Source organism: Caulobacter sp. GW821-FHT12D05 (assembly GCF_058807295.1).
In genome coordinates this window covers 891,071-913,278 of record NZ_JBXAQO010000004.1, presented here as the reverse complement: position 1 = coordinate 913,278, position 22,208 = coordinate 891,071, and the positions used below count along the sequence as shown (strand labels likewise).

Here is a 22,208-nt window from a genome sequence, read left to right as displayed (position 1 = left end):
AAGCCTATCCTCATGAGCGATAACGAACAGAGCCGCATGATCGCTACGGCGATGAACGAGGGCAGCCCCCAGGCCAAGGCCTTGGGCTTCACCACCCTGGAGATCGGCGACTCCGTCGCGATCCTGAAAGTGCCTTACCGGCCCGAGATCATCGGTGATCCCGAGACCGGGGTCATCGCCGGCGGAGTGGTCACCACCCTGCTCGACCACGCCAGCGGCCAGGCCGTCCACGCCTCGATGGAGACCTGGACCTCGATCGCCACCCTGGACCTGCGCATCGACTACATGCGCGCCGCCGAGCCAGGCCTGGACGTCCTGGCCCGCGCCCATTGCTACAAGCTGACCCGCTCGATCGCGTTCGTTCGCGCCGTGGCCTACGACCGCGATCCGGAAGATCCCGTGGCCACCGCCCAGGCGACCTTCATGCTGGACTCGAGCGCTGGCAAGAAGCCCGGCGCCAACCTCAAGCCGCCGCGCGAGACGCGGGCCAAGACCGGGAGCACCGGCCAATGAGCGACGCCGACACCCGCCTGATCTCGATGCTGGACTCCATTCCCTACGCGCGCTTCCTGGGCATCAAGGCCGAACTGGCCGGGGACGAGATGACCGCCATCCTGCCCTTCGCCCAGCACATCGTCGGCAATCCCATGCTGCCCGCCATCCATGGCGGGGTGCTGGGGGCCTTCATGGAGATGACGGCCCTGGCCCAACTGTCGGTCGCCGCGCCGATGAAGCGTCAGCCGCGCACCATCGACGTCTCGATCGAGTATCTGCGCTCGGGCCGGCCGCTGACCACCTATGCCCGCGCCAGCATCAAGAAGCTGGGCCGCCGCATCGCCAACGTCCATGTCGAGGCTTGGCAGGAGGCGCGTTCTGCCCCCATCGCGACGATGCGGGGGCTGTTTCTCGTCGCGCCCAGTGAGGATTAACAGTCCGGGTCCGGAATAATCGTCTCAAAGGATAAAGTTTCCCAGGAAACTAAATTTAGCGACGACATTAATCCTCTGTAATGCCGATTAGGTGCGACAAAGTTTCTTAAATCGGCGTCATGAAGCATGAGTAACGTGCATTAACCGGAGTCGACGCCTATATCCCTGATCACCGGACGCCAACGGGCGCCGGACAACAAGAACAGGGATCAAGACCATGACCATGAAGACCAACGCCGTCGCCGGCCTCGCCTCGCTCGTTCTCGCGGTTCTGCCGCTCGTCGTCATCGCCGGTTCGCTCGTCACGAGCTTCTAAGTGATCGCCGCGTAAGCTCCGTCGGGCCGCTCATCAGAGCCGCCTCGACGGAGATGGCGAAGCAGAACTAACGAGAATACAAAGACTTGGCCGTCCGATGCAGGATGGCGTGGCGAGCAGCCAAGCGGTCGATATCCGCGTCGTAGCCGCCACCGATGACCCCGACCACGGGGATCTCAAGACCAAGACAAGCGCCCAGGACATAGGCCTCTCGTCGCGCCAGACCGTCATCGGTCAGCGACAGACGGCCCAGCTTGTCGTCCGCGTGCGGATCCACCCCCGCATTGAAGAAGACGATGTCAGGCCGGACGCTGCTAAACAGCGCCGGCAGGATCGCTTCCAGCTTTTCCAAGTACGCCTGATCGCCCGTGCCGTCGGCCAGCTCGACGTCGAGGTTGCTGACCGCCTTGCGATGCGGGAAGTTCTTCTCGGCGTGCATCGACAGCGTGAAGACGCTGGGATCGTCCTCGAAGATCCGCGCCGTGCCGTCGCCCTGATGGACGTCCAGATCGACGACCAGGGCCTGGCCGATAAGCCCCTCCGCCAGCAGCCGACGCGCCGCCACCGCCACGTCGTTGAACACGCAGAAGCCCGCACCGCTCTCGGCGGAAGCGTGATGACTGCCGCCGGCCGTGTTGCAGGCGACGCCATGCTCCAGGGCCAACCGCGCCGCCAGTAGGGTGCCGCCGGTCGCCGCCCTGGCCCGGGTCGCGACGCTGTCGGTATTGGGCATGCCGATCCGCCGGACCACGTCGGCGGGCAAGCTGAGCTCGATCACGCCACGGACATAGTCCTCGGTATGGGCCAGCCGCAGGGTCTCGACATCAATGAACTCAGGCCGGTGAAAACCCTCCGGCCCCGGAACGCCTTCGGCCTCCAGCACGCTGGCCAGGCGCGAGAACTTGTCCATCGGGAAGCGGTGCCCTGCCGGCATCTCGGCGCGGAAGGCGGGGTGGTGGATCACGGGCGGGCAAAGCGACATCACCCCACGATGGGGAGCGCGGCCGTGTGACGCAAGGTGACGGCTTGCGGCGGCGCCGAAGCGGGCTTATCGCACTGCGCCATGCAGACGACCGAGACCCTGTCCGACATCCTCGACCTCGAACCGATCGAGGTGAACCTGTTCCGGGGCGTCAGCCCCAATGACGGCTTCCCACGCATCTTCGGCGGCCTGGTGATCGCCCAGGCCCTGCTGGCGGCCTACAAGACCGTGCCGGACCGGGTCTGCCACTCGCTGCACGCCTATTTCATCCGCCCCGGCGACGTGAACGCCCCCGTGCTCTACGAGGTGGAGCGGGCCCGCGACGGCGGCACTTTCACCACCCGCCGGGTGGCCGCCATCCAGCATGGCGAGCAGATCTTCAACCTGGCCGCCTCGTTCCAGACGCCGGAAGACGGCTTCGAGCACCAGTTCGAACGCCCTGACGCGCCCGATCCCGACAGCCTGCCGACCGAGGCCGAGTTCCTGAAAAGCCTGGGCGACCAGATCCATCCCAAGATCGTCACCCTGGCCGAGCGTCCGCGCCCCGTGGACACGCGCTGGGTCGACATGCAGAACCCGATGGCCCCGGTGAAGAAGTCCGGAACCAAGCAGGTGTGGATGCGCGCCAAGGCCCCGCTGGGCGACGACATCCGCATGCAGCAGGCCGCTCTGGCCTATGCGTCGGACATGGCCTTCATGGAAAGCGCTCTGCGGCCGCACGGCCTGATCTGGACCACGCCCGGCCTGCAGGCCGCCAGCCTGGACCACGCCATGTGGTTCCACCATCCGTTCGACTTCAACGACTGGACCCTGTTCGCCCAGGACAGCCCCAGCGCCTCGCAAGGCCGGGGCCTGGTGCGCGGCCAGATGTACGGTAAGGACGGCCGGCTGGTAGCCTCGGTGGCGCAGGAATGCCTGATGCGGGTGCGAAAGTAGCCTAGAGCTTCTGATCGCTGAGCAGCGCCGCCGCCGGATCGGCGATGGCGTCGGCGCGCTCCTTTTCCGACTTCGGGGTCGAGACCAGCGGCTTGGCGACGGCCAGCGCGCGGCGGTAGGCCTCGGTCAGGGCGGCGTCGGTCTCGACGTCGGGCTTCACGCCCACCCCGTCCCAGCCCTTGCCGGTCAGCGGATGCTCGGTCCAGCCATTAGGCACGAAGGCGACGAGGCCAAAGCCCAGGCCCGGTGTCGGGCGGTTGGCCGGATTGCCGCCGCCACGCGTCTTCATCCCCACCAGCACGCCGCGCTTGTTGGCCTGGATGTCGTAGGCGAAGGCCTCGGCGGCCGAGAAGGTGCGGTTGGCGGTCAGCACGAACACCGGCTTGTCGGCATAGAGCGGCCCCGAGGCCGGGACGGTGACCTGGCGCTGCTCGACCGTCTCGCCGCCGTTCGGCTGGCGCCAGTGGATACGGGTCATGACCAGCGGCGTCTTCGACAGATGGCCCAGCAGACGGGCGTCGGACGCCCCGCCGCCGCCGGTGTTCTCGCGCAGGTCGATGATCAGGGCGTCGGTGTGCTGCAGCAGGCCCATGGTCGCGTCGATCAGGTCGGCGCCGGCCTGCGTCTGCTCGAAGTAGCGCAGTTTCAGATAGCCGATATTGGCCGGCAGCCGCCGCGCCGCCATCAGGCCGTAGGCCAGGCGCTGGTCGATCAGGGCCTGGTCGGCGTCGCTGACGCTGGCGACGCCGGCGCTGGCCGTGGTCACCGAGACCTTCAGGTGCTGGTCGCCCGAGGTCTTCAACGTGATGGCGCTGAGCGCCTCGGCCAGGACCTGGCGGTCGTGGATCTTGCTCAGCTGGCCGCGCTGGGCCTTCAGCGCCACGCGCACCGCTTGAGCCTTGGCCGGATCGAAATAGTCGCCCATCTGGCCGACCAGCGTGTCGACCACCTGGCCGGCCTGCTTGGCGGTCAGTTCCTCGGCGGCGAAGGCCGGCGAGGCCAGGCACAGGGCCAGGGCGGCGGTGGTGAGCAGGCGGCGCATGCGAGATCCCCTTCGAAGTCGCGGGGCAGATCGCATCGGGCCGGCGCGGACGCCAGTTAAGCTTGCGTCATGACCTGTTTGTCATCGACCAGCCCGATCTGGGCGACGCCGGCGACGACCAGGCCGCGCAGCAACGAAGCGGCCTGCATGCCGACGGTCAGCTCGCCCGCCAAGGCCATGCGCAGCGCCTCGGCGGCGGAGACCCAGACCGTCTCCAACCGCTCGTGCGGATCGTCCTTGGGCTCGGCCACCTTCACCACGTCGCGGGCCAGGATGATGTGGATGCGATTGGTGTGCGTGCCGGCATTGGGCCGGGTTTCGCCCAGCAGGGTCAGGGTCCCCGCGCAGCCGGCTTCCTCCAGCAGTTCCCGCCGCGCGGCCTCGACCGGATCGGTCTCGCCCTCGTCCATGCCGCCCGCCGGCAGCTCGGTGGAGATGTCGCCCAGCGCGTGGCGGTATTGCTTGATCAGCAGGACATTGTTGTCGGCGTCCAGGGCGACCAGCTCGACCCAGTCGCGATATTCCAGGACGTAGTAGGGCGCGACCACCGCGCCCTCGTCGGTTACGCAGTCGTCGGCGCGCAGGTGGATCCAGCGGTCCTGGTGAACGATGCGCGAGGCGGCGACCCGCCATTTTCCGTCCGACATCGTTGAACGCTCCTACGCGGAAATCAGTCCCGGTCGCCCAGCTCTTCGTCTTCGTCCGAGCCTTGGTCCTCTGGACCTTCGTGCTCGCCCACCAGGGCGGGTGGATCGGCCAGGATCAGACCTTCGCCGATCTTGACCTCGGGCACAGCCGATCGCGTGAACGGCAGGTACCAGGTCGGGCCGCCCAGGTCGGGGGTGATCTCGAGAATGTCGCCGGCGCCGAAATTCTGGACGCTCTTCACGCGGCCCAAGAGAACGTCGGTGGCGATGTGGCGAACCGACAGGCCCACCAGGTCGGTCAGGTAGAACTCGTCCTCGTCCGGCTCGGGCAAAGCCGAGCGGGGGACGTACAAGCGCAGGCCGCGAAGCGCGTCGGCGGCTTCCTTGCTGTCGACGCCGGGACAGCGGCAGACGACGCCATCCTTGGCCTTGCGCGCCGAGGCGATGGTCAAGGCGACCGAGCCGTCCTGGCGCTTCAGTGTCTTGAAGGCCGCGATGCTCATCGGCTCTTCGGTATAGGTCGTGATCCGCACCTCGCCGCGCACGCCGAAGCTGCCGGCCACGCGGCCGACCATGATCATCGGGTCATCGGGAGAGTTGGCCATGGTCTGGACAGAGTCGCGCCGCCGACCCGGAAAGGATCGACGGCGCTAGAACCCTGATTAGCCTTCCGAGGCTTCTTCGGCCGGAGCTTCAGCGGCCGGAGCCTCTTCAGCAGCGGCTTCAGCGGCCGGGGCTTCTTCAGCCGGAGCTTCTTCAACGGCCGGAGCAGCGGCGGCAGCGGCGGCGGCTTCAGCAGCGGCGACCTTGGCGGCTTCAGCGGCTTCGGCGGCAGCGGCCTTGGCGTCGGCTTCGGCTTGCTTGCGGTCTTCTTCGCGCTGAGCGCGCTCGGCGGTGCGTTCCTTGGCCTTCTTGCCCGGCTCGCCCTTTTGCGGGTTGTTGCCGTGGGTCCAGGCGACCAGGCCTTGGGCGGCCAGGAAGCGCGCGACGCGGTCGGTCGGCTGGGCGCCCTTCTTGAGCCACTCTTGGATCGACTCGACCTTCAGGGTGACGCGGTTGGCGTCGTCCTTCTTGAGGAGCGGGTTGTAGGTGCCGACCTTCTCGATGAAGCGGCCATCGCGCGGCGAGTGGCTGTCAGCGATGACGATCGAGTAGTACGGACGCTTCTTGGCGCCGCCACGGGCAAGACGGATCTTCAGCATTTGAGGTAGTCCTTAGGGTCTAAAGTTCTATTTCTTGAACGGGTTGAAGCCGGGCAGGCCCAGGCCGGAGAGAGGGTTGGGCTTGGCGTCGCCGCCACTCCCGAGGCCCGGCAGACCGGGCAGCCCCGGGACGCCGCCAAGGCCTCCCGCTGCGTTGGGATCGGGCTGGGGCATCTTGCCGCCGCCCATGTTCTTCATGCGCGCCATGTCGCCGCCGCCCATCATGGACGCCATGCGGGCCAGGCCCTTGCCGCCGTCCTTGGACATGGCCTTGAACATGTCGGCCATCTGGCGGTGCTGCTTGAGCAGGCGGTTGATCTCGGCGACGTCGACGCCCGAACCGGCGGCGATGCGACGCTTGCGTGAGGCGGCCAGGATGTCGGGCTTCTTGCGCTCTTCCTTGGTCATCGAGCTGATGATCGCCTGCTGGCGACGGAAGATGCTGTCGTCGATCCCGCTCTCGGAGATCTGCTTCTTGACCTTCTGGACACCGGGCAGCAGGCCCATGATGCCTTCCATGCCGCCCATCTTCTGCATCTGACGCAGTTGGGCGGCCAGATCGTCCAGGTCGAACTTGCCCTTGGCCAGCTTCTTGGCCATGCGCTCGGCTTCGGCATGGTCGAGGTCGGCCGCGGCCTTCTCGACCAGCGCGACGACGTCGCCTTGACCCAGGATACGGCCGGCGACGCGGCGGGCGTCGAACACGTCCAGCTGGTCGATCTTTTCGCCGGCGCCCAGGAACTTGATCGGCAGGCCGGTGACGTGGCGCATCGACAGCGCCGCGCCGCCCCGGCCGTCGCCGTCGGCGCGGGTCAGGATCAGGCCGGTCAGCGGCAGGCGCTCGTGGAACGCCTTGGCCGTGCGCACGGCATCCTGACCGGTCAGGCTGTCAGCGACCAGGATGGTCTCGGACGGCGTGGCGATGCGGGCGATTTCCGCCGCTTCGCTCATCATCGCCTCGTCCAGCGTGGTGCGGCCGGCGGTGTCGAGGATCAGGACGTCGTAGCCGCCAAGCTTGGCGGCGGTCAGGGCGCGCTTGGCGATGTCGGGGGCGCTCTGGCCGGCGACGATCGGGAGGCTTTCGACCTCGACCTGCTTGGCCAGGGTCGCCAGCTGCTCCATGGCGGCAGGACGACGGGTGTCGAGCGAGGCGACCAGCACCTTCTTGCGCTCGGTCTTGCTCAGGCGCAGGGCCAGCTTGCCGGTGGTGGTGGTCTTGCCCGAGCCCTGCAGGCCGGCCATCAGGATCACCGACGGCGGGTTGAGGGCCAGGTTCAGGCCGGTGGGGACTTCCCCGCCCAGCATGTCGACCAGGCCGTCATAGACGATCTTGACCACCTGGTCGGCCGGCTTGACCGAGCGAATGACCGCTTCACCGCCGGCCAGTTCCTTGGCCTTGCTGATGAAGTCCTTGACGACCGGCAGGGCGACGTCGGCCTCGAGCAGGGCGACGCGGACTTCGCGCAGCGCCTCGTCGATGTCCTTTTCGGACAGCACGCCGCGACCGCCGAGGCGATCGAAGACGCCTGAAAGTCGCTCTGTAAGGCCGTCGAACATGTCGAACCCTGGTTAAAACTACAGACCAAACGCAATCAGCCCCCATGGACGATCACGTCGATGGGGGTCCTCGCCGTCCTCGTCCGGATGGATCCTGCGCTAACAGGCCGGGGTCGTGACGGTGGAGGCGCTGCTGATAAAGCGCCGGAAGCCGGGGCTTATGCACAGAAAAGGCGGAAGAGTCAAAGGCGGGCCTCATGGACCCGCCTTGGTTTGGATCAGGCCGTGCCCAGGAAGTCGCGCTTGCCGACCTCGACGCCGTTGTGGCGCAGGATCGCGTAGGCGGTGGTGATGTGGAAGAAGAAGTTCGGCATCGCCTGGCCCTGCAGATAGTCCAGGCCGTTGAAGGTCTTGGTCTCGCCGCGGCGGACCAGATGGACGTCACGGGCCTCTCCGCCGTCGAAGGCCGCCGCGTCCAGGCCTTCCACGAAGGCGATGGCGCGGTCGATGCGAGCGATCAGGTCCTCAAACGAGGTCTCGACATCGTCCCAGGCCGGCACTTCGGCCTGGGCCAGGCGCGCGGCGCCGCCCTTGGCGAAGTCGGTGGCGATCTGAACCTGGCGGATCAGCGGGAACATGTCGGGGTACAGGCGCGCCTTCAGCAGGGCGTCGGGGTCCCACTTCTTGGCCTCGACCAGGGCGGCGGCCTTGGTCAGCACGCCCTTCAGACCCTTCAGGCCCTGGATGAACACGGGCACGCTGGCCTGGCGGATCGAGATCGACATGGGAAGCTCCGGGAAGACGATGCGCCTAGATAGAGCCGCCCGGTGACAACCGGAAGCGGAACGGTTGGCGCAAGCTGTGGGTTTTACAGCCTCAGAATTCCAACCGATGAGGTTCCCCATGAAAGTCAGCGACGCCATGACCAGCCAGGTCTCGGTCGCCCGTCCTACCGACAGCATCCGCAAGGTCGCCGAGACCATGGCCAAGGTCGACAGCGGCGTGGTGCCGATCGTCGAGAACGGCAAGGTGCTGGGCCTGGTCACCGACCGCGACATCGTCCTGCGCGTGGTCGCCGAAGGCCGCAGCTTCGACAGCCCGGTCTCGGAAGCCATGTCCGACGGTGAAGTGCTGAGCGTGAAGGAAGACGACATCCTGGCCGACGCCACCGCCAAGATGGCCAACAACCAGGTCCGCCGCCTGGTCGTGCTCAACGACGCCGGCAACCTGACCGGCATCCTGTCGCTGGGTGACGTGGCCAAGGACTACGGCGCCAAGCAGGTCGGCAAGACCCTGGAAGAGATCTCGCAGGAACCCGGCGACGCGGCGCACTAGGCGCTTTAAGACCGAGCAAAGAAAAAGGGCGGCCCCGCGAGGAGCCGCCCTTCGTCGTTCTTGGGATCGAAAGTCGCTTAGACCAGCGAGCTGTCGATGGCCTTGCAGGCTTCCATCAGGCCCTGGACCGACGCGACCGAGGCCGCGAACATCGCCTTTTCGGCTTCGTTGGTTTCGAACTCGACGATCTTCTCGGCGCCGCCGGCGCCGATGACGACCGGCACGCCGACGTACAGGCCGTCCAGGCCGTACTGGCCGGTCAGGAAGGTGGCGCACGGCAGGACGCGCTTCTTGTCCTTCAGGTACGACGTCGCCATGGCGATCGCCGATTCCGCCGGAGCGTAGAAGGCCGAGCCGGTCTTCAGCAGGGCGACGATCTCGCCACCGCCCTTGCGGGTGCGCTCGACGATGGCGTCCAGCTTCTCTTGCGTCAGCCAGCCTTGCTTGACCAGTTCCGGCAGCGGCAGGCCGCCGACGGTCGAGTGACGGACCATCGGGACCATGTCGTCGCCGTGACCGCCCAGGGTCCAGGCGTGGATGTCTTCGACCGACACGCCGGTGGCTTCGGCCAGGAAGTAGGCGAAGCGGGCCGAGTCCAGGACGCCGGCCATGCCGATGACCTTTTCCTTCGGCAGGCCCGAGAACTGCTGCAGGGCCCAGACCATCGCGTCGAGCGGGTTGGTGATGCAGATGACGAAGGCGTTCGGGGCGTGGGCCTTGATGCCTTCGCCGACGGCCTTCATGACCTTCAGGTTGATGCCCAGCAGGTCGTCGCGGCTCATGCCCGGCTTGCGCGGCACGCCGGCGGTGACGATGCAGACGTCGGCGCCGGCGATGTCGGCATAGTCGTTGGCGCCCTTCAGGGCCACGTCCTTGCCGAACACGGCCGAGGCTTCGGCGATGTCGAGCGCCTTACCCTGCGGGGTGCCTTCGGCGATGTCGAACAGGATCACGTCGCCCAGCTCTTCGCGAGCGGCGATGTGGGCCAGGGTGCCGCCGATCATGCCGGCGCCGATAAGGGCGATCTTCGCGCGAGCCATGGGGTCTCCATCAAGGCTGTGGACAGTGGAATGTCGCGGCGCGGTCTAGACCCGGAACGGTCCAGTCTCAAGCCCTCTTTCCGGTTTCGCTGCACTGCGACAAAGATGGCTGAACACCGATAAGGAGCACCGGGCATGAGCAAGACCGATCCGGGCCATTTCTTCGAGGACTTCCGCTTGAGCCAACGGCTGGTCCACGCCACGCCCCGGACGGTCACAGCGGGCGATGTCGCGCTGTACACGGCGCTTTATGGACCCCGCTTTTCGCTGTTCTCGTCCGATGAATTCGCCAAGAGCTGTGGCCTTGGCGCCGCGCCGGTCGATCCGCTGATCGCCTTCCACGTGGTGTTCGGCAAGACGGTGCCGGACGTCAGCCCGAACGCGGTGGCCAATCTGGGCTATGCCGAGGGCCGCTTCCTGGCCCCGGTGTTTCCGGGCGACACCCTGAGCGCCGTCTCCGACGTAATCGGGCTGAAGGAGAACTCCAACGGCAAGACCGGCGTTGTCTATGTGCGGACGACCGGCACGAACCAGCGCGGCGAGGCGGTGCTGAGTTACGTGCGTTGGGTGATGGTGCGAAAGCGCGACCCGGCGGCGCAGATCCCCGAGCAGGCGGTTCCGAACCTGTCAGCGGCGGTGGCCCCGGCCGACCTCACGGTTCCTGAGGGCCTGGATTTCTCCGGCTATGACTGGGCCTTGGCCGGCGCGCCGCACGCCTTCGAGGACTATGCGATCGGCGAGAAGATCGACCATGTCGACGGCATGGCGGTGGAAGAGGCCGAGCACCAGATGGCCACCCGGCTGTGGCAGAACACGGCCAAGGTCCATTTCAACGCGTTCGAACGCGCCAAGGACCCGTCCGGCAAACGCCTCGTTTATGGCGGCGTGGTGATCTCGACCGCCAAGGCGCTGTCGTTCAACGGCCTGCAGAATGCCGGCCTGATCCTGGCGATCAATGGCGGCCGGCACGTGGCCCCGTTCTTCGCCGGCGGCACGGTGTTCGCCTGGAGCGAGGTGCTGGACAAGGCCGACCTCGGCGACGTCGGGGCTTTGCGGCTGCGGCTGGTGGCGACCAAAGACCGGCCGTGCGCGGACTTCCCGGACAAGGATGGCGAAGGGGTCTACGATCCGGCCGTCATTCTCGACTTCGACTATTGGGCGGCGGTTCCTAAGCGTGGCTGATTTCCAACTCGATCCGGCCTTCGTCGCCACGTCGCACAAGGTCACCGACCTGCCGCTGTGCGAGGTGCGCCTGCAAGACGACAGCCGTTATCCGTGGCTGGTCCTGATCCCGCGCCAGGCCGACCTGCGCGAGATCGAGGAGCTGGATACGGCCCATCGGATCCAGCTGATGGAAGAGATCGTCCTGGCGGGGACTGCCGTGCGAGCGGTCGGCGCGGCCTTGGGCCTCGCCGTCGACAAGCTGAACGTCGGCGCCTTGGGCAATGTCACCGCCCAGCTGCATGTCCATGTCGTGGGTCGCCGCAAGGACGATCCGGCCTGGCCCGGTCCCGTCTGGGGCCACAGCCCGGCCAGCGCCTATTCGACCGAGGCCCTGGCCGCGCCGATCGCGGCGGCGCGCAAGGCCGTGAAGGCCTAGCGCCGCTTCTTGCTCGAGCTCTTCTTCGCCGTCGCCTTGCCGCGCTTGGCGGCAGTCGCCTTGGAGGCCTTGCCGCCCTTGCCCTTCTTGACGGCCGAGCCCTTGCCGCTCTTCTTGGCCGCCGCCGCGCACTTGGCCTTGGCGGCCTTCAGCGCCTTGCCCTTCTTGCCCTTGGTCGAGCAGGCCGGCGCGGCGGGCGCGGGACGGCTGACAGCGGCGCGCTGGGCGACGGGCCAGACATAAGGGCCGCGCCGATCGGTCTCGTAGCCGGGCGGGGCCTGCGGGAGAATGTGCTCGGCGGTCACCGCCACGGCCTGGCCATTCTCGGCCAACTCGCCGGCCCAGCGCTCATAGCCCGACGGCCGCAGGGTCAGGACCGTGGACTGGCCGCCCTTGGGGCTGAAGCGCACGACGACGGTATCGCCCTCGCGGCGGAGGTCTTCCACGAGGCCCGTCGAGCCGACGCTGCCGGGGCGCCGCAGGTCGCGCCACGCGCCTTCCAGCTCGCCATAACCGCCGGCCTTGTCGACGATCTGCAGGGCGTAGATCTGGCCGCCGCCGGCGCCGGTGATGTTCCAGCCGCCGTCCAGCGGACCTTGCAGGCTCTGGGCCGCCGCCACCGAGCCCTTGACCCGCATCTCGTAGACCTGGGCGCGGGTCGGGCCGCCGTCCGGCGCGACCGCCGCTTCCGGCGGCGGGATCGGCAGGATCACGCCGCGATGCTTGGGCGCGGGCTTGTTGGCCGTTTCGGCCTCTTCCTCGTCGGTGGTCTGGCTGCTCTGCGAGATCAGGTCGGCCAGCGGATCGATGGCCTGCGGGACCTCGGCCGCCGGCGGCGCGGTGCTGACCGGCGCATCACTGATCGCCGGAGCCGAGACCTGCGGAACAGGCGCGGGCGCTGCCGGGGTCTGCGCCAGCGCGGGGCTGGCGACCATGACGACGGAGAGAACGATAGCCCGCATCAGAAACCTTCAACTGCCCCCTAGGCGGAAGCCGACCTCGCCGCGATAGCCTCCGCCACCGCGACCAGGCGCTCGGCCTGCGCCAGATGCAGACGTTCGGCCATCTTGCCGCCCACCCGCAAGGCGCCTTTGCCAGAATTTTCGGGCGCGTTGAAGGCGGCGATCACCGCGCGGCTCCAGGCCAGGTCCTCCGGCGAGGGCGAAAAGACCCGGTTGCAGATCTCCAGATGCTTGGGATGGATCAGGGTCTTGCCGTCGAAACCGAAGTCGACGCCCTGCACGCAGACCGCCTCCAGCGCCGCCAGTTCCTCGATGTCGTTGTGCACGCCGTCCAGGATGGTCAGGCCGTGAGCGCGCGCCGCCGCCACCGACAAGGTCAGCAGCGGCAGGAACGGCGCGCGGTCCGGAGTCTGGCGGGCCCGCATCTCCTTGGCGAAGTCGTTGACGCCCATCACCCAGGTCGACAGCCGCGTGCCATGGACCGCGCCGGCGATCTCCCACAGGTGGAAAGCGGCCTTTGCGGTCTCGATCATGGTCCAGAGACGGGTGTGCGGCGGCGCGCCGTTCAGGTGCTGGTCGTACAGGCGCACATCGGCAGCGTCGTCGACCTTGGGCACCAGCACCGCGTCCGGTCCCGCCTCGGCGGCGGCCCGCAGGTCCTCATGTCCCCAGGGCGTGTCCAAGCCGTTGACCCGGATCACCACCTCGCGCGCGCCGAAGCCGCCGGCCCTGACCGCCGCCACGGCCGCGTCGCGCGCCGCCGGCTTCATCTCCGGCGCGACGGCGTCCTCCAGGTCCAGGATGATCACATCGGCGTCCAGCGTGCGGGCCTTTTCCACCGCCTTGGCGTTGGAGGCGGGCATGTAGAGCGCGCTGCGGCGCGGACGGATAGCGGTGTCGGACATGCGGAAACTCCCTTGGCCCTTCGACCCTAAGCATCGCCGCGCCGCGGCAAAAGCCTTCCCTTAGGCGCATGCGAGCGTAGGATCGCCGACATGAGCACCCGTTACGACAAGAGCGCCCGGAACGTCCTGGGCGGCGAGCTGGCCGCCTGTTCGATGGACCCGGTCACCGGCTTCTATCGCAATGGCTGCTGCGAGACGGGTCCGCACGACCTGGGTCTGCACACCGTCTGCGCGGTGATGACCGACGATTTCCTGGCCTTCTCCAAGGCGCAAGGCAACGACCTCTCCACCCCGCGCCCCGAACTGGCCTTCCAGGGCCTGAAGGCCGGCGACCGCTGGTGCCTGTGCGCCGGCCGCTGGAAAGAAGCCCTCGACGCCGGCATGGCCCCCCAGGTGGTGCTGGAAGCCACCCACGAGGAGATGCTGGCCATCGTCACGCTGGGCGTCCTGAAGGATCACGCGGTGGCTTGAGGCCGGCGCCGGCCCCTCCACCGGCTTCGCCGGTCCCCCTCCCCCAACAGGGGGAGGAGAGATACGGCCCCGGCTGGGCAGCGCCTTCCCTCTCCGCCCCGCTTGGGGGCGGACAGACCTGCGCAAGCGGGTCAGGTGGGGGCCAGTGCTGAGTCATGCGCTCTCAGCTCCACGCGGCCGCCGTTGAAAGCATGTTCCGAGGATAGAGGCGGCTCAATGCCCATCAGATCCTCCCCCTAGCGGGGGAGGTGTCGGCGCGCAGCGACGACGGAGGGGGAAGAGACCGGGCCAGGACAACTACCCCCTCCGGCGCTTCGCGCCACCTCCTCCGTTAGGGGAGGATCTACAGCCGCACTTGTCGCAACCTCCGAAATATACGACAAATGAAAAACACTGGGAGGTCGAGTGATGGACAAGCGTCTTGTCGCGTTCAGCCTGTTGTTGTTCCTGGCCGCCGGAAGCGCGGTCGCTGACGGGCAGCACTACGCCACCGCCCCGACCCAGAAGGCGGCCAAGCGCCTGGCCACCGAGCAGGCCAAGGCGACGGCCAAGGATCTGGCCCAGTGCTACCACCCCTCGCGCCAGGTCGATGACTGTCAGGCCGTCGAGGGCGGCTTTCGCTGCCGGGCCGAGACCTCGGCCAAGTACAGCAGCTGCAAGCGCGCCGGCTGGGTGAACGAATATACCGCTGAGCCTTTGAGCCGCCTGCGCTACATCGGCTGGCGCAATCCCGCCGCCGAGTTCTGGCCGCTCGACACCTATCGCGGTCCGGTCCCGGCGCCCGCCTACGGCCTGTACCTGCCGCGCGACGCAGGGCCGCCCCAGCCGCCGGCCTTCCCGAACTAGCCGGCCAGCGGATATTCCTGCTCCAGCCGATAGGCCGAGCCTTCGCTGGTCTGCCAACTGGAATAGAGGCCGAAACGGTCGACGCGGAAACTGGGCGAGTGCAGCAGGTTGTTGGCCTGGATCCAGGCGCCGACCTCGGGCACCGCGGCGCGCTTCAGATAGGCCAGGGTGACGTGCGGCGTGTAGAGCCGGCTTTCGGGCTTGAGCTCGGCCGCGCGGGCGGCGCTCTCATTGGCCTTTTGCAGGCGGCGCAGCGGCGCGCTGTCCTCGACCCCGGCCCAGACGGCGTGGATATCGGGGCCTTCGCCGAAATGGCCGACGCCGGCCAAGGCCAGGTCGAAGGCCGGCGCCTCGATCTGGGCCAGGGCCTCGTCCAGGTCGGCGGCGACCGGCTCCTGCACGTCGCCGATGAAGCGCAGGGTGATGTGGAACGCCTCCAGCGGCCGCCAGCGCGCGCCCTCGATCCCGTACTGGCGCGGGAGCAGGCCCTGGCCGATGTCGGGCGGAACGGCGATGGCGGTGAAGAGGCGGATCATCGCGGTCTGACGCCTACGGGCAGGGGTTGGGGTGCTGGGCGTGGATGGCGTTGACCGCCGTCTCCAGCTCGTCGGTCCAGGCCAGGTCGAAGGCGTCGATGGCGGTCGTCAGCTGGTCCATCGAGGTCGCGCCGATGATGGTGGCGGTCACGAACGGGCGGGTGTCGCAGAACTTCAGCGCCAGCTGGGCCGGGTCGATGCCCTTGGCCTTGGCCAGGTCGACATAGGCGCGGAACGCCTCCTGCGAGCCCGGGCCTTCATAACGCTGCATGCGGTTGTAGAGCGCCTTGCGCGAGCCGGCCGGCAGGGCGCCGTCCAGGTACTTGCCGGTCAGCTGGCCCTGGGCCAGCGGCGAATAGGCCAGCAGGCCGACCTGTTCGCGCATGGCGATCTCGGCCAGGCCGTATTCGAAGGTGCGGTTGGCCAGGTGATAGGCGTTCTGGATCGAGGCGATGCGCGGCAGGCCCTTGGTCTCGCTCTCGGCCAGGAACTTCATCACGCCCCAGGGGAACTCGTTGGAGACGCCCAGGTGGCGGATCGAGCCCTTCTTCACATGCTTGTCCAGCGCCTCGAGAATGTCGCCGAAGGCCTCGAAGTTCTGGTCGTAGTCCTTGTAGGCCTGGCCGCCGAACACCCGCACCTGCCGGTCGGGCCAGTGCAGCTGGTAGAGGTCCAGATAGTCGGTCTTCAGGCGGCGCAGCGAGCCCTCGACGGCCTCGTCGATCTGGGCCTTGGTCTGGCGGGTCACCGAGCCATCCTTGCGCATCCACGGCAGGCCGCCGAAGGCCGCGCCCTGGCCGGCGACCTTGGAGGCCAGCACGATCTCGTGACGCTTGCCGGTCTTCTCCAGCCAGGAGCCGATATATTGCTCGGTCCGGCCTTGCGTCTCGGCATTGGGCGGGCTGGCGTACATCTCGGCCGTGTCCCAGAAATTGACCCCGCGACCCAGCGCGTAGTCCATCTGCTGGTGGGCCTGCGCTTCACTATTCTGCGAGCCCCAAGTCATGGTGCCCAGGCAACAGCGCGAGACGGACACGTCCGTGCGGCCCAGCTTGACGTATTCCATCGGCGACGCGCCCCTGTTTTGCCTTGTGTGGGGAGCTTTCTAAGGGCGTCTGCCGTTGTCCCGCAAGGCGCGGCGCCGATCAGCTGTACTCCCGAATGCATACCATGAACGCATCGCGGAGGGGGATTGCGCCACGGGCCGGGACACCCGATATTCAGGATCGCGTCCACCGTGGACGCTCTAGCTCAAGGGCTTAATTCGATGAACGACTTCAACCGCGACTACGCGCGCTCGATCCCGGCGGATCGCGCCGACATGTCGGTTGACGCCGGCCTGCGTAGTTTCATGCTCGGCGTCTACAACAAGGTGGCGCTGGGTCTCCTGCTGTCGGCAGGCCTGGCCTTCCTGACCAGCGCCTATCAACCGGTCGCCAGCCTGCTGTACGTGCTGACCCCGGACGGCCGCCTTGCCGGCTTTACCCTGGCCGGCACGATCATCCGCTTCGCCCCGCTGGCGATGATGCTGGTCGCCATGTTCGCCATGAAGAACCCGACCGCCCGTTCGTCGGGCGCGCTGTACTGGGCGCTGGTGGCGTCGATGGGCGCGGGCCTGGGCGTGTGGCTGCTGGCCTATACCGGCGCCTCGGTGGCCTCGACCTTCCTGATCACCGCCATCGCCTTCGGCGGCCTCAGCCTGTTCGGCTACACGACCAAGAAGGACCTGACCGGCTTCGGCAGCTTCCTGATCATGGGCGTGATCGGCCTGATGATCGCCTCGCTGGCCCAGATGTTCCTGCACCTGCCGGGCCTGTCGTTCATCATCAGCCTGCTGGGCGTGTTCATCTTCGCGGGCCTGATCGCCTACGACACCCAGCGCCTGAAGATGACCTACTACGCCCTGGGCGGCGACCAGCAGTCGATGGCCGTGGCCACCAACTATGGCGCGCTGAGCCTGTATCTGAACTTCATCAACCTCTTCCAATTCCTGCTCAGCATCCTGGGCACGCGTCGCTAAGACGAGCGGAAGGGTCGAAAGATCGAGCCCCGGCGGGAAACCGCCGGGGCTTTTTCTTTGGCCCGTTCGCACCCACATGGATGGGGATGGAGACGACGATGATCCGAGCCTTCGCCCTGACAGTCGCGATGATGGTCGCCACCGGCGCGCATGCCGAGACGATCCCGGCCTATCCGCCGATGAAGACGCCGAACCTCTCCACGCCCCTGAACCTGAAGCCGGTTGGCCCGGTGGAGCTGCGCTACGCCCAGGCCCCCGCCCCGCTGCCCAGGGGCGTCGCCCGGACGGCGATCGAGCGGCGCGAAGGCGGGGTCTCGGGCGGGGTTGGCGTGCTGTGCGGCATCCAGCCCAGCGCCGACACCAGCGGCATTGGCACGGCGCGCGGGTATGACAATGACGGCCGCTTCGTCGGGGCGAAGCTGGGTTTCAGCTTCTAGTCGACGACCGAGAACTTGCCCTTCTCGAACACCCGCAGCACCAGCGGCAGCTCGTGGCCGCGCTTGAGGATCTGGCCGCCTTGGCCGAACACCGCCCAGGCGCCCTGCTTGCGGGCCAGGGACGGGTGTTTTTCGACGCGATAAAGCGGGGCCTCGGCGGCGTGGCGGAAGATCGAAAACACCGCCCGGTCGGAAAGTCCCGCGATCCCGTAGTCGCGCCACTCGCCCGCCGCGACCATCCGGCCGTACAGGCGCATCAGCTGATCCAGCTCGCGGCGCTCGAAGAACACGACGCCGCCGACGGGTGCGGTGGGATGGGAATCCAGGGCCATCCCGTGAATCTAAGCCCAAATCGGCCGAATGGAACAGTCCCGCCCACCTTCCAGACGATCCGTGTCGCGACGGTCACGCCGGGGGAAAATGACACCACATGGTCACGGTGCGCCGCGATATGACCTTATTTCGGTCCATCGCCCGCCTGTTTGCGGGTCGATAACAACATTGTCGGCTGATCGGACACCCCACGGTCTCGGATCCTGAACAGCCCCCCCAGCCCCCCAGATCGCGGGCCGGTCAGCCGACAAACTCTATATCCCCTCCCCCAATTAGCCCGCGCGGTTCTCCCCCCACCGCGCGGGCTTTTTGCATTCGCAAATCCGAAAAACTCCCGCCGCAAAACGACCTTGGTTCGGCCCAGACCTCGCCCGAACCGGCCGCGATAAAGAGAGCGTCGACGAAGAGCGGACCGGGTTCCTGTCCAGCCCCCCAGCCCGCCCGGTCACGAGACGCTTCTCGCCGACATGCAAAAGGAACCCGCGTGGCCCGTCCCCTCCGGCCACGCGGGTTTTTTGTTGTCTGAAGTCCAGGGAGCTTAGCGCTCGGTCTTGGTCGTCTCGAGGACGCCCAGGATGCGGCCGCCCTTGGCGCCCTGCACCAGGATCACCGTCTCCAGGTCGGAGTCGGCGCCCAGGACGGTCGGCAAGCGATAGAGCTTGGGCTTGCCGGCCCAGGGGCCCAGCTTGACCAACTCGCGCACCACATTGCGGTGGACCAGGGTCTGGCCCTTGTTGTCGCCGCGCTTGACGGCGATGTCCTGCTCGCGCGGGTCGTAGCGCACCAGCCAGACCTCACCGCCGCCGCGCGGGGCGGGGCCCGAGCCGACCGCGACGCGGGTCTTGCCGATGAATTCGATGTCGGGCGCATTCAGTGGGGTGCGCTTGGCCGTCTTGACCAGATCCTGCACCGCCTCAGCCTTGGCGCCCGAGGCCTGGACGCGGCCGGCGATCACCACCTGGGGCGTAGGCACGTCGCGCAGGGCGAACTTCTTGGCGTAGGCGCGCTGACGCTCGGCGAAGACCGGCTTGGCGAAGGTGTCCTTCCAGCCGAGATAGTCCCAGTAGTCGACCGAATAGGTCAGGGCCAGGACGCCGTCGTCCTTGGCCAGGTCGGCCGCAACCTGATTGGCCTTGCCGCAGGACGAGCAGCCCTGGGCCGTGAACAGCTCGACCACCACCGGCGCCTTTTGGGCCCACGCGGCGGGAACGAGAACGCCGGACAGGGCCAGGGCGAGCAGGGGGAGGACGGCCTTACGCATTGCGGGTCACTTAAGCCAAGAACGCCCCGGATAGCCGTTCACGAGGCCGTGAATAGCACCGGTCCATGGGGAGAAAACGTTGTCACCGCCCTCTCCAACGAAAAACGGCCGGCCCCTAAGGGAGCCGGCCGCCTTTTTCAGGTCTGAACCCGCCGCTTAGCTGGCCGACTTGGCCAGGTTGCGCAGCACGTAGTTCAGGACGCCGCCGTTCTTGAAGTACTCGAGCTCGGTCGGCGTATCGATACGGCAACGCACCGGGAAGCGGGCGATGCGGCCGTCGGTCGGGCGATAGAGTTCGACGATCAGCTGCTTGCGCGGCGCCAGGTCGGTGAGGCCGCGGATCGAGACGATCTCCTCGCCGGTCAGCTCCAGCTTCTGCCAGCCGTCCTGCACGAACTGCAGCGGCAGCACGCCCATGCCGACCAGGTTCGAGCGGTGGATACGCTCGAAGCTTTCGCAGATCACCGCGCGGACGCCCAGGAGCTTGGTGCCCTTGGCGGCCCAGTCACGCGACGAGCCGGTGCCGTATTCCTTGCCGCCGAACACGACGGCCGGACGGCCTTCGGCCTGGTACTTCATGGCCGCGTCGTAGATCGACATCACTTCGCCGGTCGGGAAGTGTTTGGTCACGCCGCCTTCGATGTCGGGCGTGATCTTGTTGCGGATGCGGATGTTGGCGAACGTGCCGCGCATCATCACCTGGTGGTTGCCGCGACGCGCGCCGTAACCGTTGAAGTCCACCGGCTCGACGCCTTGGTCGATCAGGTATTGACCAGCGGGGCTGGACGTCTTGATCGAACCGGCCGGGCTGATGTGGTCGGTGGTGATCGAGTCGCCGAACACGGCCAGGACGCGGGCTTCCACGATGTCGGTGACCGGAGCCGGGGTCATCGAGATGTTGGGGAAGTACGGCGGGTTCTGGACGTAGGTCGAGTCACCTTCCCAGGCGTAGGTCTGGCCGCCGGTCACCTTGATGCCCTGCCAGTTCTTGTCGCCCTTGAAGACGTCGCCGTAACGGGTGGCGAACATCTTCTCGTTGATGGCCTTGCGTTGCAGGGCGGCGATGTCTTCATTCGAAGGCCAGATGTCCTTCAGGAAAACGTCGTTGCCCTTCTTGTCCTGGCCGATCGGCTGGGTGGCCAGGTCGATCTTCAGCGAGCCGGCCAGGGCATAGGCCACCACCAGCGGCGGCGAGGCCAGGTAATTGGCGCGCACGTCCGGGTTCACGCGGCCTTCGAAGTTGCGGTTGCCCGACAGGACCGAGCACGCGACCAGGTCGGCGTCGTTGATGGTCTTGCTGATGGCTTCCGGCAGCGGGCCCGAATTGCCGATGCAGGTGGTGCAGCCATAACCCACGAGGTTGAAGCCGAGAGCATCGAGGTGCTTGGTCAGGCCAGCCTTGGCCAGGTAGTCGGTGACCACCTGCGAGCCGGGGGCCAGCGAGGTCTTCACCCACGGCTTGGTCTTCAGGCCCTTGGCGACCGCGTTCTTGGCCAGCAGGCCGGCGGCGATCAGCACCGAGGGGTTGGAGGTGTTGGTGCACGAGGTGATGGCGGCGATGACCACGTCGCCGTGGCCGACGTCGAAGTTTTCACCTTCCACCGGGGCGCGCAGGTCGGGCTGCTCGGCCTTGCCGAACTCACCGGTCAGCGACTCGGCGAACTTGACCGAGGCGTCGGCCAGCAGGACGCGGTCCTGCGGGCGCTTGGGACCAGCCAGCGACGGCTGAACCGACGACAGGTCCAGTTCCAGGGTGTCGGTGAAGGTCGGCTCGGCGACGCCGGGCTCCCACCACAGACCCTGTTCCTTGGCGTAGGCTTCGACCAGGGCGACGCGCTCGGCCGAGCGGCCGGTGCCCTTCAGGAAGGCCACGGTGGCGGCCGAGATCGGGAAGAAGCCGCAGGTGGCGCCGTATTCCGGGGCCATGTTGGCGATGGTCGCCTGGTCTTCCAGGGTCAGGTTGGCCAGGGCGTCGCCGTAGAATTCGACGAACTTGCCGACCACGCCCTTCTTGCGCAGCATCTGGGTGACGGTCAGCACCAGGTCGGTGGCCGTCGCGCCTTCCGGCATGGCGCCGGTCAGCTTGAAGCCGATGACTTCCGGGATCAGCATCGGGATCGGCTGGCCCAGCATGGCCGCTTCAGCCTCGATGCCGCCCACGCCCCAGCCCAGGACGGCCAGGCCGTTGACCATGGTCGTGTGGCTGTCGGTGCCGACGACGGTGTCGGGATAGGCGACTTCGGCGCCGTCGACTTCGTTGGTCCAGACGGTCTGGGCCAGATATTCCAGGTTCACCTGGTGGCAGATGCCGGTGCCGGGCGGGACAACGCGGAAGTTGTTGAACGCCGACGAGCCCCAACGCAGGAAGCGGTAGCGCTCGATGTTGCGCTCGTATTCGCGCTTGACGTTGTCGTCATAGGCTTTTGGGTTGCCGAAGTTGTCGACCATGACCGAGTGGTCGATGACCAGGTCGACGGGGTTCAGCGGGTTGATCTTGGCCGGGTTGGCGCCCAGGGCGACCATGGCGTCGCGCATCGCGGCCAGATCGACGACGGCGGGAACGCCCGTGAAGTCCTGCATCAGCACGCGCGCGGGGCGGAAGCTGATTTCGTGCTCGACCGCGCCCTTGTTCTGCAGCCAGGCGGCGACGGCCTTCAGGTCGTCTTCGTTGACCGAGACGCCGTCTTCGTTACGCAGCAGGTTTTCCAGCAGCACCTTCATCGAGACCGGCAGCGAGGCCGTTCCGGCAAGACCGGCTTCCTCGGCGGCGCGAAGGCTGTAATAGACGTAAGACTTGTTGCCGACCTTGATTTCCCGGCGGGCTTTCAGGCTGTCTACAGACGCCATTCTAAGGATCCTTCTCTGTCCACGGCCGCCCGAAAACCTCTCCCGGGATCACGCGCTAATCGGA

At 67.3% G+C, this 22,208-nt stretch carries 26 protein-coding genes; 11 read left to right on the top strand and 15 right to left on the bottom strand.

Annotation, left to right across the window (positions count from 1 at the left end; translation table 11 throughout):
* Positions 1–12 precede the first annotated feature (12 nt).
* The 3 genes from AC1RRR_RS22610 (at position 13) to AC1RRR_RS22600 (ending at position 1,245) form a co-directional block, all read left to right on the top strand.
* A complete protein-coding gene (locus tag AC1RRR_RS22610; RefSeq protein WP_492816309.1) occupies positions 13–513 on the top strand; it encodes a PaaI family thioesterase in 501 nt (166 codons plus the stop codon).
* Positions 510–929 (top strand): PaaI family thioesterase, encoded by a 420-nt coding sequence (locus AC1RRR_RS22605; protein WP_492816307.1) that lies wholly within the window; start codon positions 510–512, stop codon positions 927–929. Before AC1RRR_RS22610 ends, AC1RRR_RS22605 begins: the two co-directional genes overlap by 4 nt.
* 217 nt (positions 930–1,146) lie before the next feature.
* Complete coding sequence (locus tag AC1RRR_RS22600) at positions 1,147–1,245, top strand: hypothetical protein (RefSeq protein ID WP_295110033.1); 99 nt, start codon at positions 1,147–1,149, stop codon at positions 1,243–1,245.
* A gap of 67 nt (positions 1,246–1,312) precedes the next feature.
* Here the strand turns inward: AC1RRR_RS22600 and AC1RRR_RS22595 are convergent, their stop codons facing one another.
* Complete coding sequence (locus AC1RRR_RS22595; RefSeq protein WP_492816305.1) at positions 1,313–2,227, bottom strand: histone deacetylase family protein; 915 nt, start codon at positions 2,225–2,227, stop codon at positions 1,313–1,315.
* Positions 2,228–2,308: 81 nt separating this feature from the next.
* Between AC1RRR_RS22595 and AC1RRR_RS22590 the strand changes: the two genes are divergently transcribed.
* Entirely contained in the window at positions 2,309–3,163 is an 855-nt protein-coding gene (locus AC1RRR_RS22590) for an acyl-CoA thioesterase (RefSeq protein WP_492816303.1), read from the top strand.
* 1 nt (position 3,164) lies between these two features.
* On the opposite strand, the gene AC1RRR_RS22585 is transcribed toward AC1RRR_RS22590, so the two are convergent.
* The 6 genes from AC1RRR_RS22585 to AC1RRR_RS22560 form a co-directional block, all read right to left on the bottom strand.
* On the bottom strand, positions 3,165–4,205 hold the full coding sequence (locus tag AC1RRR_RS22585) for a S41 family peptidase (RefSeq protein ID WP_492816301.1): 1,041 nt from the start codon (positions 4,203–4,205) through the stop codon (positions 3,165–3,167).
* A 56-nt stretch (positions 4,206–4,261) separates the two neighbouring features.
* On the bottom strand, positions 4,262–4,852 hold the full coding sequence (locus tag AC1RRR_RS22580) for an NUDIX hydrolase (RefSeq protein ID WP_492816299.1): 591 nt from the start codon (positions 4,850–4,852) through the stop codon (positions 4,262–4,264).
* A gap of 23 nt (positions 4,853–4,875) precedes the next feature.
* The gene (gene rimM, locus AC1RRR_RS22575) at positions 4,876–5,457 is read right to left on the bottom strand and encodes a ribosome maturation factor RimM (RefSeq protein ID WP_492816297.1); all 582 of its coding nucleotides are present in this window, start codon (positions 5,455–5,457) and stop codon (positions 4,876–4,878) included.
* A gap of 57 nt (positions 5,458–5,514) precedes the next feature.
* Entirely contained in the window at positions 5,515–6,054 is a 540-nt protein-coding gene (gene rpsP, locus AC1RRR_RS22570) for a 30S ribosomal protein S16 (protein ID WP_492816295.1), read from the bottom strand.
* 27 nt (positions 6,055–6,081) lie between these two features.
* Complete coding sequence (gene ffh, locus AC1RRR_RS22565; protein ID WP_492816293.1) at positions 6,082–7,611, bottom strand: signal recognition particle protein; 1,530 nt, start codon at positions 7,609–7,611, stop codon at positions 6,082–6,084.
* A 218-nt stretch (positions 7,612–7,829) separates the two neighbouring features.
* A complete protein-coding gene (locus AC1RRR_RS22560) occupies positions 7,830–8,336 on the bottom strand; it encodes a DUF1993 domain-containing protein (RefSeq protein ID WP_492816291.1) in 507 nt (168 codons plus the stop codon).
* A gap of 118 nt (positions 8,337–8,454) precedes the next feature.
* Here AC1RRR_RS22560 and AC1RRR_RS22555 point away from each other — a divergent pair, with 118 nt between their 5' ends.
* A complete protein-coding gene (locus AC1RRR_RS22555) occupies positions 8,455–8,886 on the top strand; it encodes a CBS domain-containing protein (RefSeq protein ID WP_492816289.1) in 432 nt (143 codons plus the stop codon).
* 77 nt (positions 8,887–8,963) lie between these two features.
* On the opposite strand, the gene mdh is transcribed toward AC1RRR_RS22555, so the two are convergent.
* Positions 8,964–9,926 (bottom strand): malate dehydrogenase, encoded by a 963-nt coding sequence (gene mdh / locus AC1RRR_RS22550; protein WP_492816287.1) that lies wholly within the window; start codon positions 9,924–9,926, stop codon positions 8,964–8,966.
* A gap of 135 nt (positions 9,927–10,061) precedes the next feature.
* On the opposite strand from mdh, the gene AC1RRR_RS22545 reads away from it, so the two are divergent.
* On the top strand, positions 10,062–11,108 hold the full coding sequence (locus AC1RRR_RS22545; protein WP_492816285.1) for a MaoC family dehydratase: 1,047 nt from the start codon (positions 10,062–10,064) through the stop codon (positions 11,106–11,108).
* Positions 11,101–11,526, top strand: coding sequence for an HIT domain-containing protein (locus AC1RRR_RS22540; RefSeq protein ID WP_492816283.1), 426 nt, complete (start codon positions 11,101–11,103; stop codon positions 11,524–11,526). The genes AC1RRR_RS22545 and AC1RRR_RS22540 overlap by 8 nt, the downstream gene beginning before the upstream one ends.
* Here AC1RRR_RS22540 and AC1RRR_RS22535 read toward each other — a convergent pair.
* On the bottom strand, positions 11,523–12,488 hold the full coding sequence (locus AC1RRR_RS22535) for a hypothetical protein (protein WP_492816281.1): 966 nt from the start codon (positions 12,486–12,488) through the stop codon (positions 11,523–11,525). The two genes, AC1RRR_RS22540 and AC1RRR_RS22535, sit on opposite strands and share 4 nt — an antisense overlap.
* 20 nt (positions 12,489–12,508) lie before the next feature.
* Positions 12,509–13,393 (bottom strand): HpcH/HpaI aldolase/citrate lyase family protein, encoded by an 885-nt coding sequence (locus AC1RRR_RS22530; protein ID WP_492816279.1) that lies wholly within the window; start codon positions 13,391–13,393, stop codon positions 12,509–12,511.
* A 90-nt stretch (positions 13,394–13,483) separates the two neighbouring features.
* Between AC1RRR_RS22530 and AC1RRR_RS22525 the strand changes: the two genes are divergently transcribed.
* Both AC1RRR_RS22525 and AC1RRR_RS22520 read left to right on the top strand, forming a co-directional pair.
* Complete coding sequence (locus tag AC1RRR_RS22525) at positions 13,484–13,864, top strand: DUF2237 family protein (protein ID WP_492816277.1); 381 nt, start codon at positions 13,484–13,486, stop codon at positions 13,862–13,864.
* 408 nt (positions 13,865–14,272) lie between these two features.
* Entirely contained in the window at positions 14,273–14,710 is a 438-nt protein-coding gene (locus tag AC1RRR_RS22520) for a hypothetical protein (RefSeq protein WP_492816275.1), read from the top strand.
* Here AC1RRR_RS22520 and thpR read toward each other — a convergent pair.
* Both thpR and AC1RRR_RS22510 read right to left on the bottom strand, forming a co-directional pair.
* Positions 14,707–15,246, bottom strand: coding sequence for an RNA 2',3'-cyclic phosphodiesterase (gene thpR, locus AC1RRR_RS22515; RefSeq protein WP_492816273.1), 540 nt, complete (start codon positions 15,244–15,246; stop codon positions 14,707–14,709). The two genes, AC1RRR_RS22520 and thpR, sit on opposite strands and share 4 nt — an antisense overlap.
* 13 nt (positions 15,247–15,259) lie before the next feature.
* The gene (locus AC1RRR_RS22510; RefSeq protein WP_492816271.1) at positions 15,260–16,312 is read right to left on the bottom strand and encodes an aldo/keto reductase; all 1,053 of its coding nucleotides are present in this window, start codon (positions 16,310–16,312) and stop codon (positions 15,260–15,262) included.
* Positions 16,313–16,513: 201 nt separating this feature from the next.
* Between AC1RRR_RS22510 and AC1RRR_RS22505 the strand changes: the two genes are divergently transcribed.
* Complete coding sequence (locus tag AC1RRR_RS22505; protein WP_492816269.1) at positions 16,514–17,266, top strand: Bax inhibitor-1/YccA family protein; 753 nt, start codon at positions 16,514–16,516, stop codon at positions 17,264–17,266.
* Positions 17,267–17,364: 98 nt separating this feature from the next.
* Positions 17,365–17,703 carry a hypothetical protein gene (locus tag AC1RRR_RS22500; RefSeq protein ID WP_492816267.1) on the top strand — a complete coding sequence of 113 codons (339 nt, stop codon included), beginning with the start codon at positions 17,365–17,367 and terminating at the stop codon, positions 17,701–17,703.
* Here AC1RRR_RS22500 and AC1RRR_RS22495 read toward each other — a convergent pair.
* The 3 genes from AC1RRR_RS22495 to acnA all read right to left on the bottom strand — a co-directional run bounded on the left by AC1RRR_RS22495 (position 17,700) and on the right by acnA (position 22,144).
* A complete protein-coding gene (locus tag AC1RRR_RS22495; RefSeq protein ID WP_492816265.1) occupies positions 17,700–18,035 on the bottom strand; it encodes a DUF2794 domain-containing protein in 336 nt (111 codons plus the stop codon). The two genes, AC1RRR_RS22500 and AC1RRR_RS22495, sit on opposite strands and share 4 nt — an antisense overlap.
* 539 nt (positions 18,036–18,574) lie before the next feature.
* Positions 18,575–19,297, bottom strand: coding sequence for a DUF1223 domain-containing protein (locus AC1RRR_RS22490; RefSeq protein WP_492816263.1), 723 nt, complete (start codon positions 19,295–19,297; stop codon positions 18,575–18,577).
* 156 nt (positions 19,298–19,453) lie between these two features.
* Positions 19,454–22,144, bottom strand: a complete 2,691-nt coding sequence (acnA, locus tag AC1RRR_RS22485) for an aconitate hydratase AcnA (protein ID WP_492816261.1) — start codon at positions 22,142–22,144, stop codon at positions 19,454–19,456.
* Positions 22,145–22,208: the final 64 nt, after the last annotated feature.

Excerpts from the sequence above, each read along its gene's own strand:
- thpR (WP_492816273.1), bottom strand. The coding sequence starts at position 15,246 with ATGATCCGCCTCTTCACCGCCATCGCCGTTCCGCCCGACATCGGCCAG.
- AC1RRR_RS22600 (WP_295110033.1), top strand. The coding sequence starts at position 1,147 with ATGACCATGAAGACCAACGCCGTCGCCGGCCTCGCCTCGCTCGTTCTC.
- AC1RRR_RS22590 (WP_492816303.1), top strand. The coding sequence starts at position 2,309 with ATGCAGACGACCGAGACCCTGTCCGACATCCTCGACCTCGAACCGATC.
- rimM (WP_492816297.1), bottom strand. The coding sequence starts at position 5,457 with ATGGCCAACTCTCCCGATGACCCGATGATCATGGTCGGCCGCGTGGCC.
- AC1RRR_RS22525 (WP_492816277.1), top strand. The coding sequence starts at position 13,484 with ATGAGCACCCGTTACGACAAGAGCGCCCGGAACGTCCTGGGCGGCGAG.
- rpsP (WP_492816295.1), bottom strand. The coding sequence starts at position 6,054 with ATGCTGAAGATCCGTCTTGCCCGTGGCGGCGCCAAGAAGCGTCCGTAC.
- AC1RRR_RS22490 (WP_492816263.1), bottom strand. The coding sequence starts at position 19,297 with ATGCGTAAGGCCGTCCTCCCCCTGCTCGCCCTGGCCCTGTCCGGCGTT.
- AC1RRR_RS22580 (WP_492816299.1), bottom strand. The coding sequence starts at position 4,852 with ATGTCGGACGGAAAATGGCGGGTCGCCGCCTCGCGCATCGTTCACCAG.
- AC1RRR_RS22605 (WP_492816307.1), top strand. The coding sequence starts at position 510 with ATGAGCGACGCCGACACCCGCCTGATCTCGATGCTGGACTCCATTCCC.
- AC1RRR_RS22545 (WP_492816285.1), top strand. The coding sequence starts at position 10,062 with ATGAGCAAGACCGATCCGGGCCATTTCTTCGAGGACTTCCGCTTGAGC.
- AC1RRR_RS22495 (WP_492816265.1), bottom strand. The coding sequence starts at position 18,035 with ATGGCCCTGGATTCCCATCCCACCGCACCCGTCGGCGGCGTCGTGTTC.
- AC1RRR_RS22585 (WP_492816301.1), bottom strand. The coding sequence starts at position 4,205 with ATGCGCCGCCTGCTCACCACCGCCGCCCTGGCCCTGTGCCTGGCCTCG.
- AC1RRR_RS22530 (WP_492816279.1), bottom strand. The coding sequence starts at position 13,393 with ATGTCCGACACCGCTATCCGTCCGCGCCGCAGCGCGCTCTACATGCCC.
- AC1RRR_RS22610 (WP_492816309.1), top strand. The coding sequence starts at position 13 with ATGAGCGATAACGAACAGAGCCGCATGATCGCTACGGCGATGAACGAG.
- ffh (WP_492816293.1), bottom strand. The coding sequence starts at position 7,611 with ATGTTCGACGGCCTTACAGAGCGACTTTCAGGCGTCTTCGATCGCCTC.
- AC1RRR_RS22560 (WP_492816291.1), bottom strand. The coding sequence starts at position 8,336 with ATGTCGATCTCGATCCGCCAGGCCAGCGTGCCCGTGTTCATCCAGGGC.
- mdh (WP_492816287.1), bottom strand. The coding sequence starts at position 9,926 with ATGGCTCGCGCGAAGATCGCCCTTATCGGCGCCGGCATGATCGGCGGC.
- AC1RRR_RS22510 (WP_492816271.1), bottom strand. The coding sequence starts at position 16,312 with ATGGAATACGTCAAGCTGGGCCGCACGGACGTGTCCGTCTCGCGCTGT.
- AC1RRR_RS22500 (WP_492816267.1), top strand. The coding sequence starts at position 17,365 with ATGATCCGAGCCTTCGCCCTGACAGTCGCGATGATGGTCGCCACCGGC.
- AC1RRR_RS22505 (WP_492816269.1), top strand. The coding sequence starts at position 16,514 with ATGAACGACTTCAACCGCGACTACGCGCGCTCGATCCCGGCGGATCGC.
- AC1RRR_RS22555 (WP_492816289.1), top strand. The coding sequence starts at position 8,455 with ATGAAAGTCAGCGACGCCATGACCAGCCAGGTCTCGGTCGCCCGTCCT.
- AC1RRR_RS22520 (WP_492816275.1), top strand. The coding sequence starts at position 14,273 with ATGGACAAGCGTCTTGTCGCGTTCAGCCTGTTGTTGTTCCTGGCCGCC.
- AC1RRR_RS22535 (WP_492816281.1), bottom strand. The coding sequence starts at position 12,488 with ATGCGGGCTATCGTTCTCTCCGTCGTCATGGTCGCCAGCCCCGCGCTG.
- AC1RRR_RS22595 (WP_492816305.1), bottom strand. The coding sequence starts at position 2,227 with ATGTCGCTTTGCCCGCCCGTGATCCACCACCCCGCCTTCCGCGCCGAG.
- acnA (WP_492816261.1), bottom strand. The coding sequence starts at position 22,144 with ATGGCGTCTGTAGACAGCCTGAAAGCCCGCCGGGAAATCAAGGTCGGC.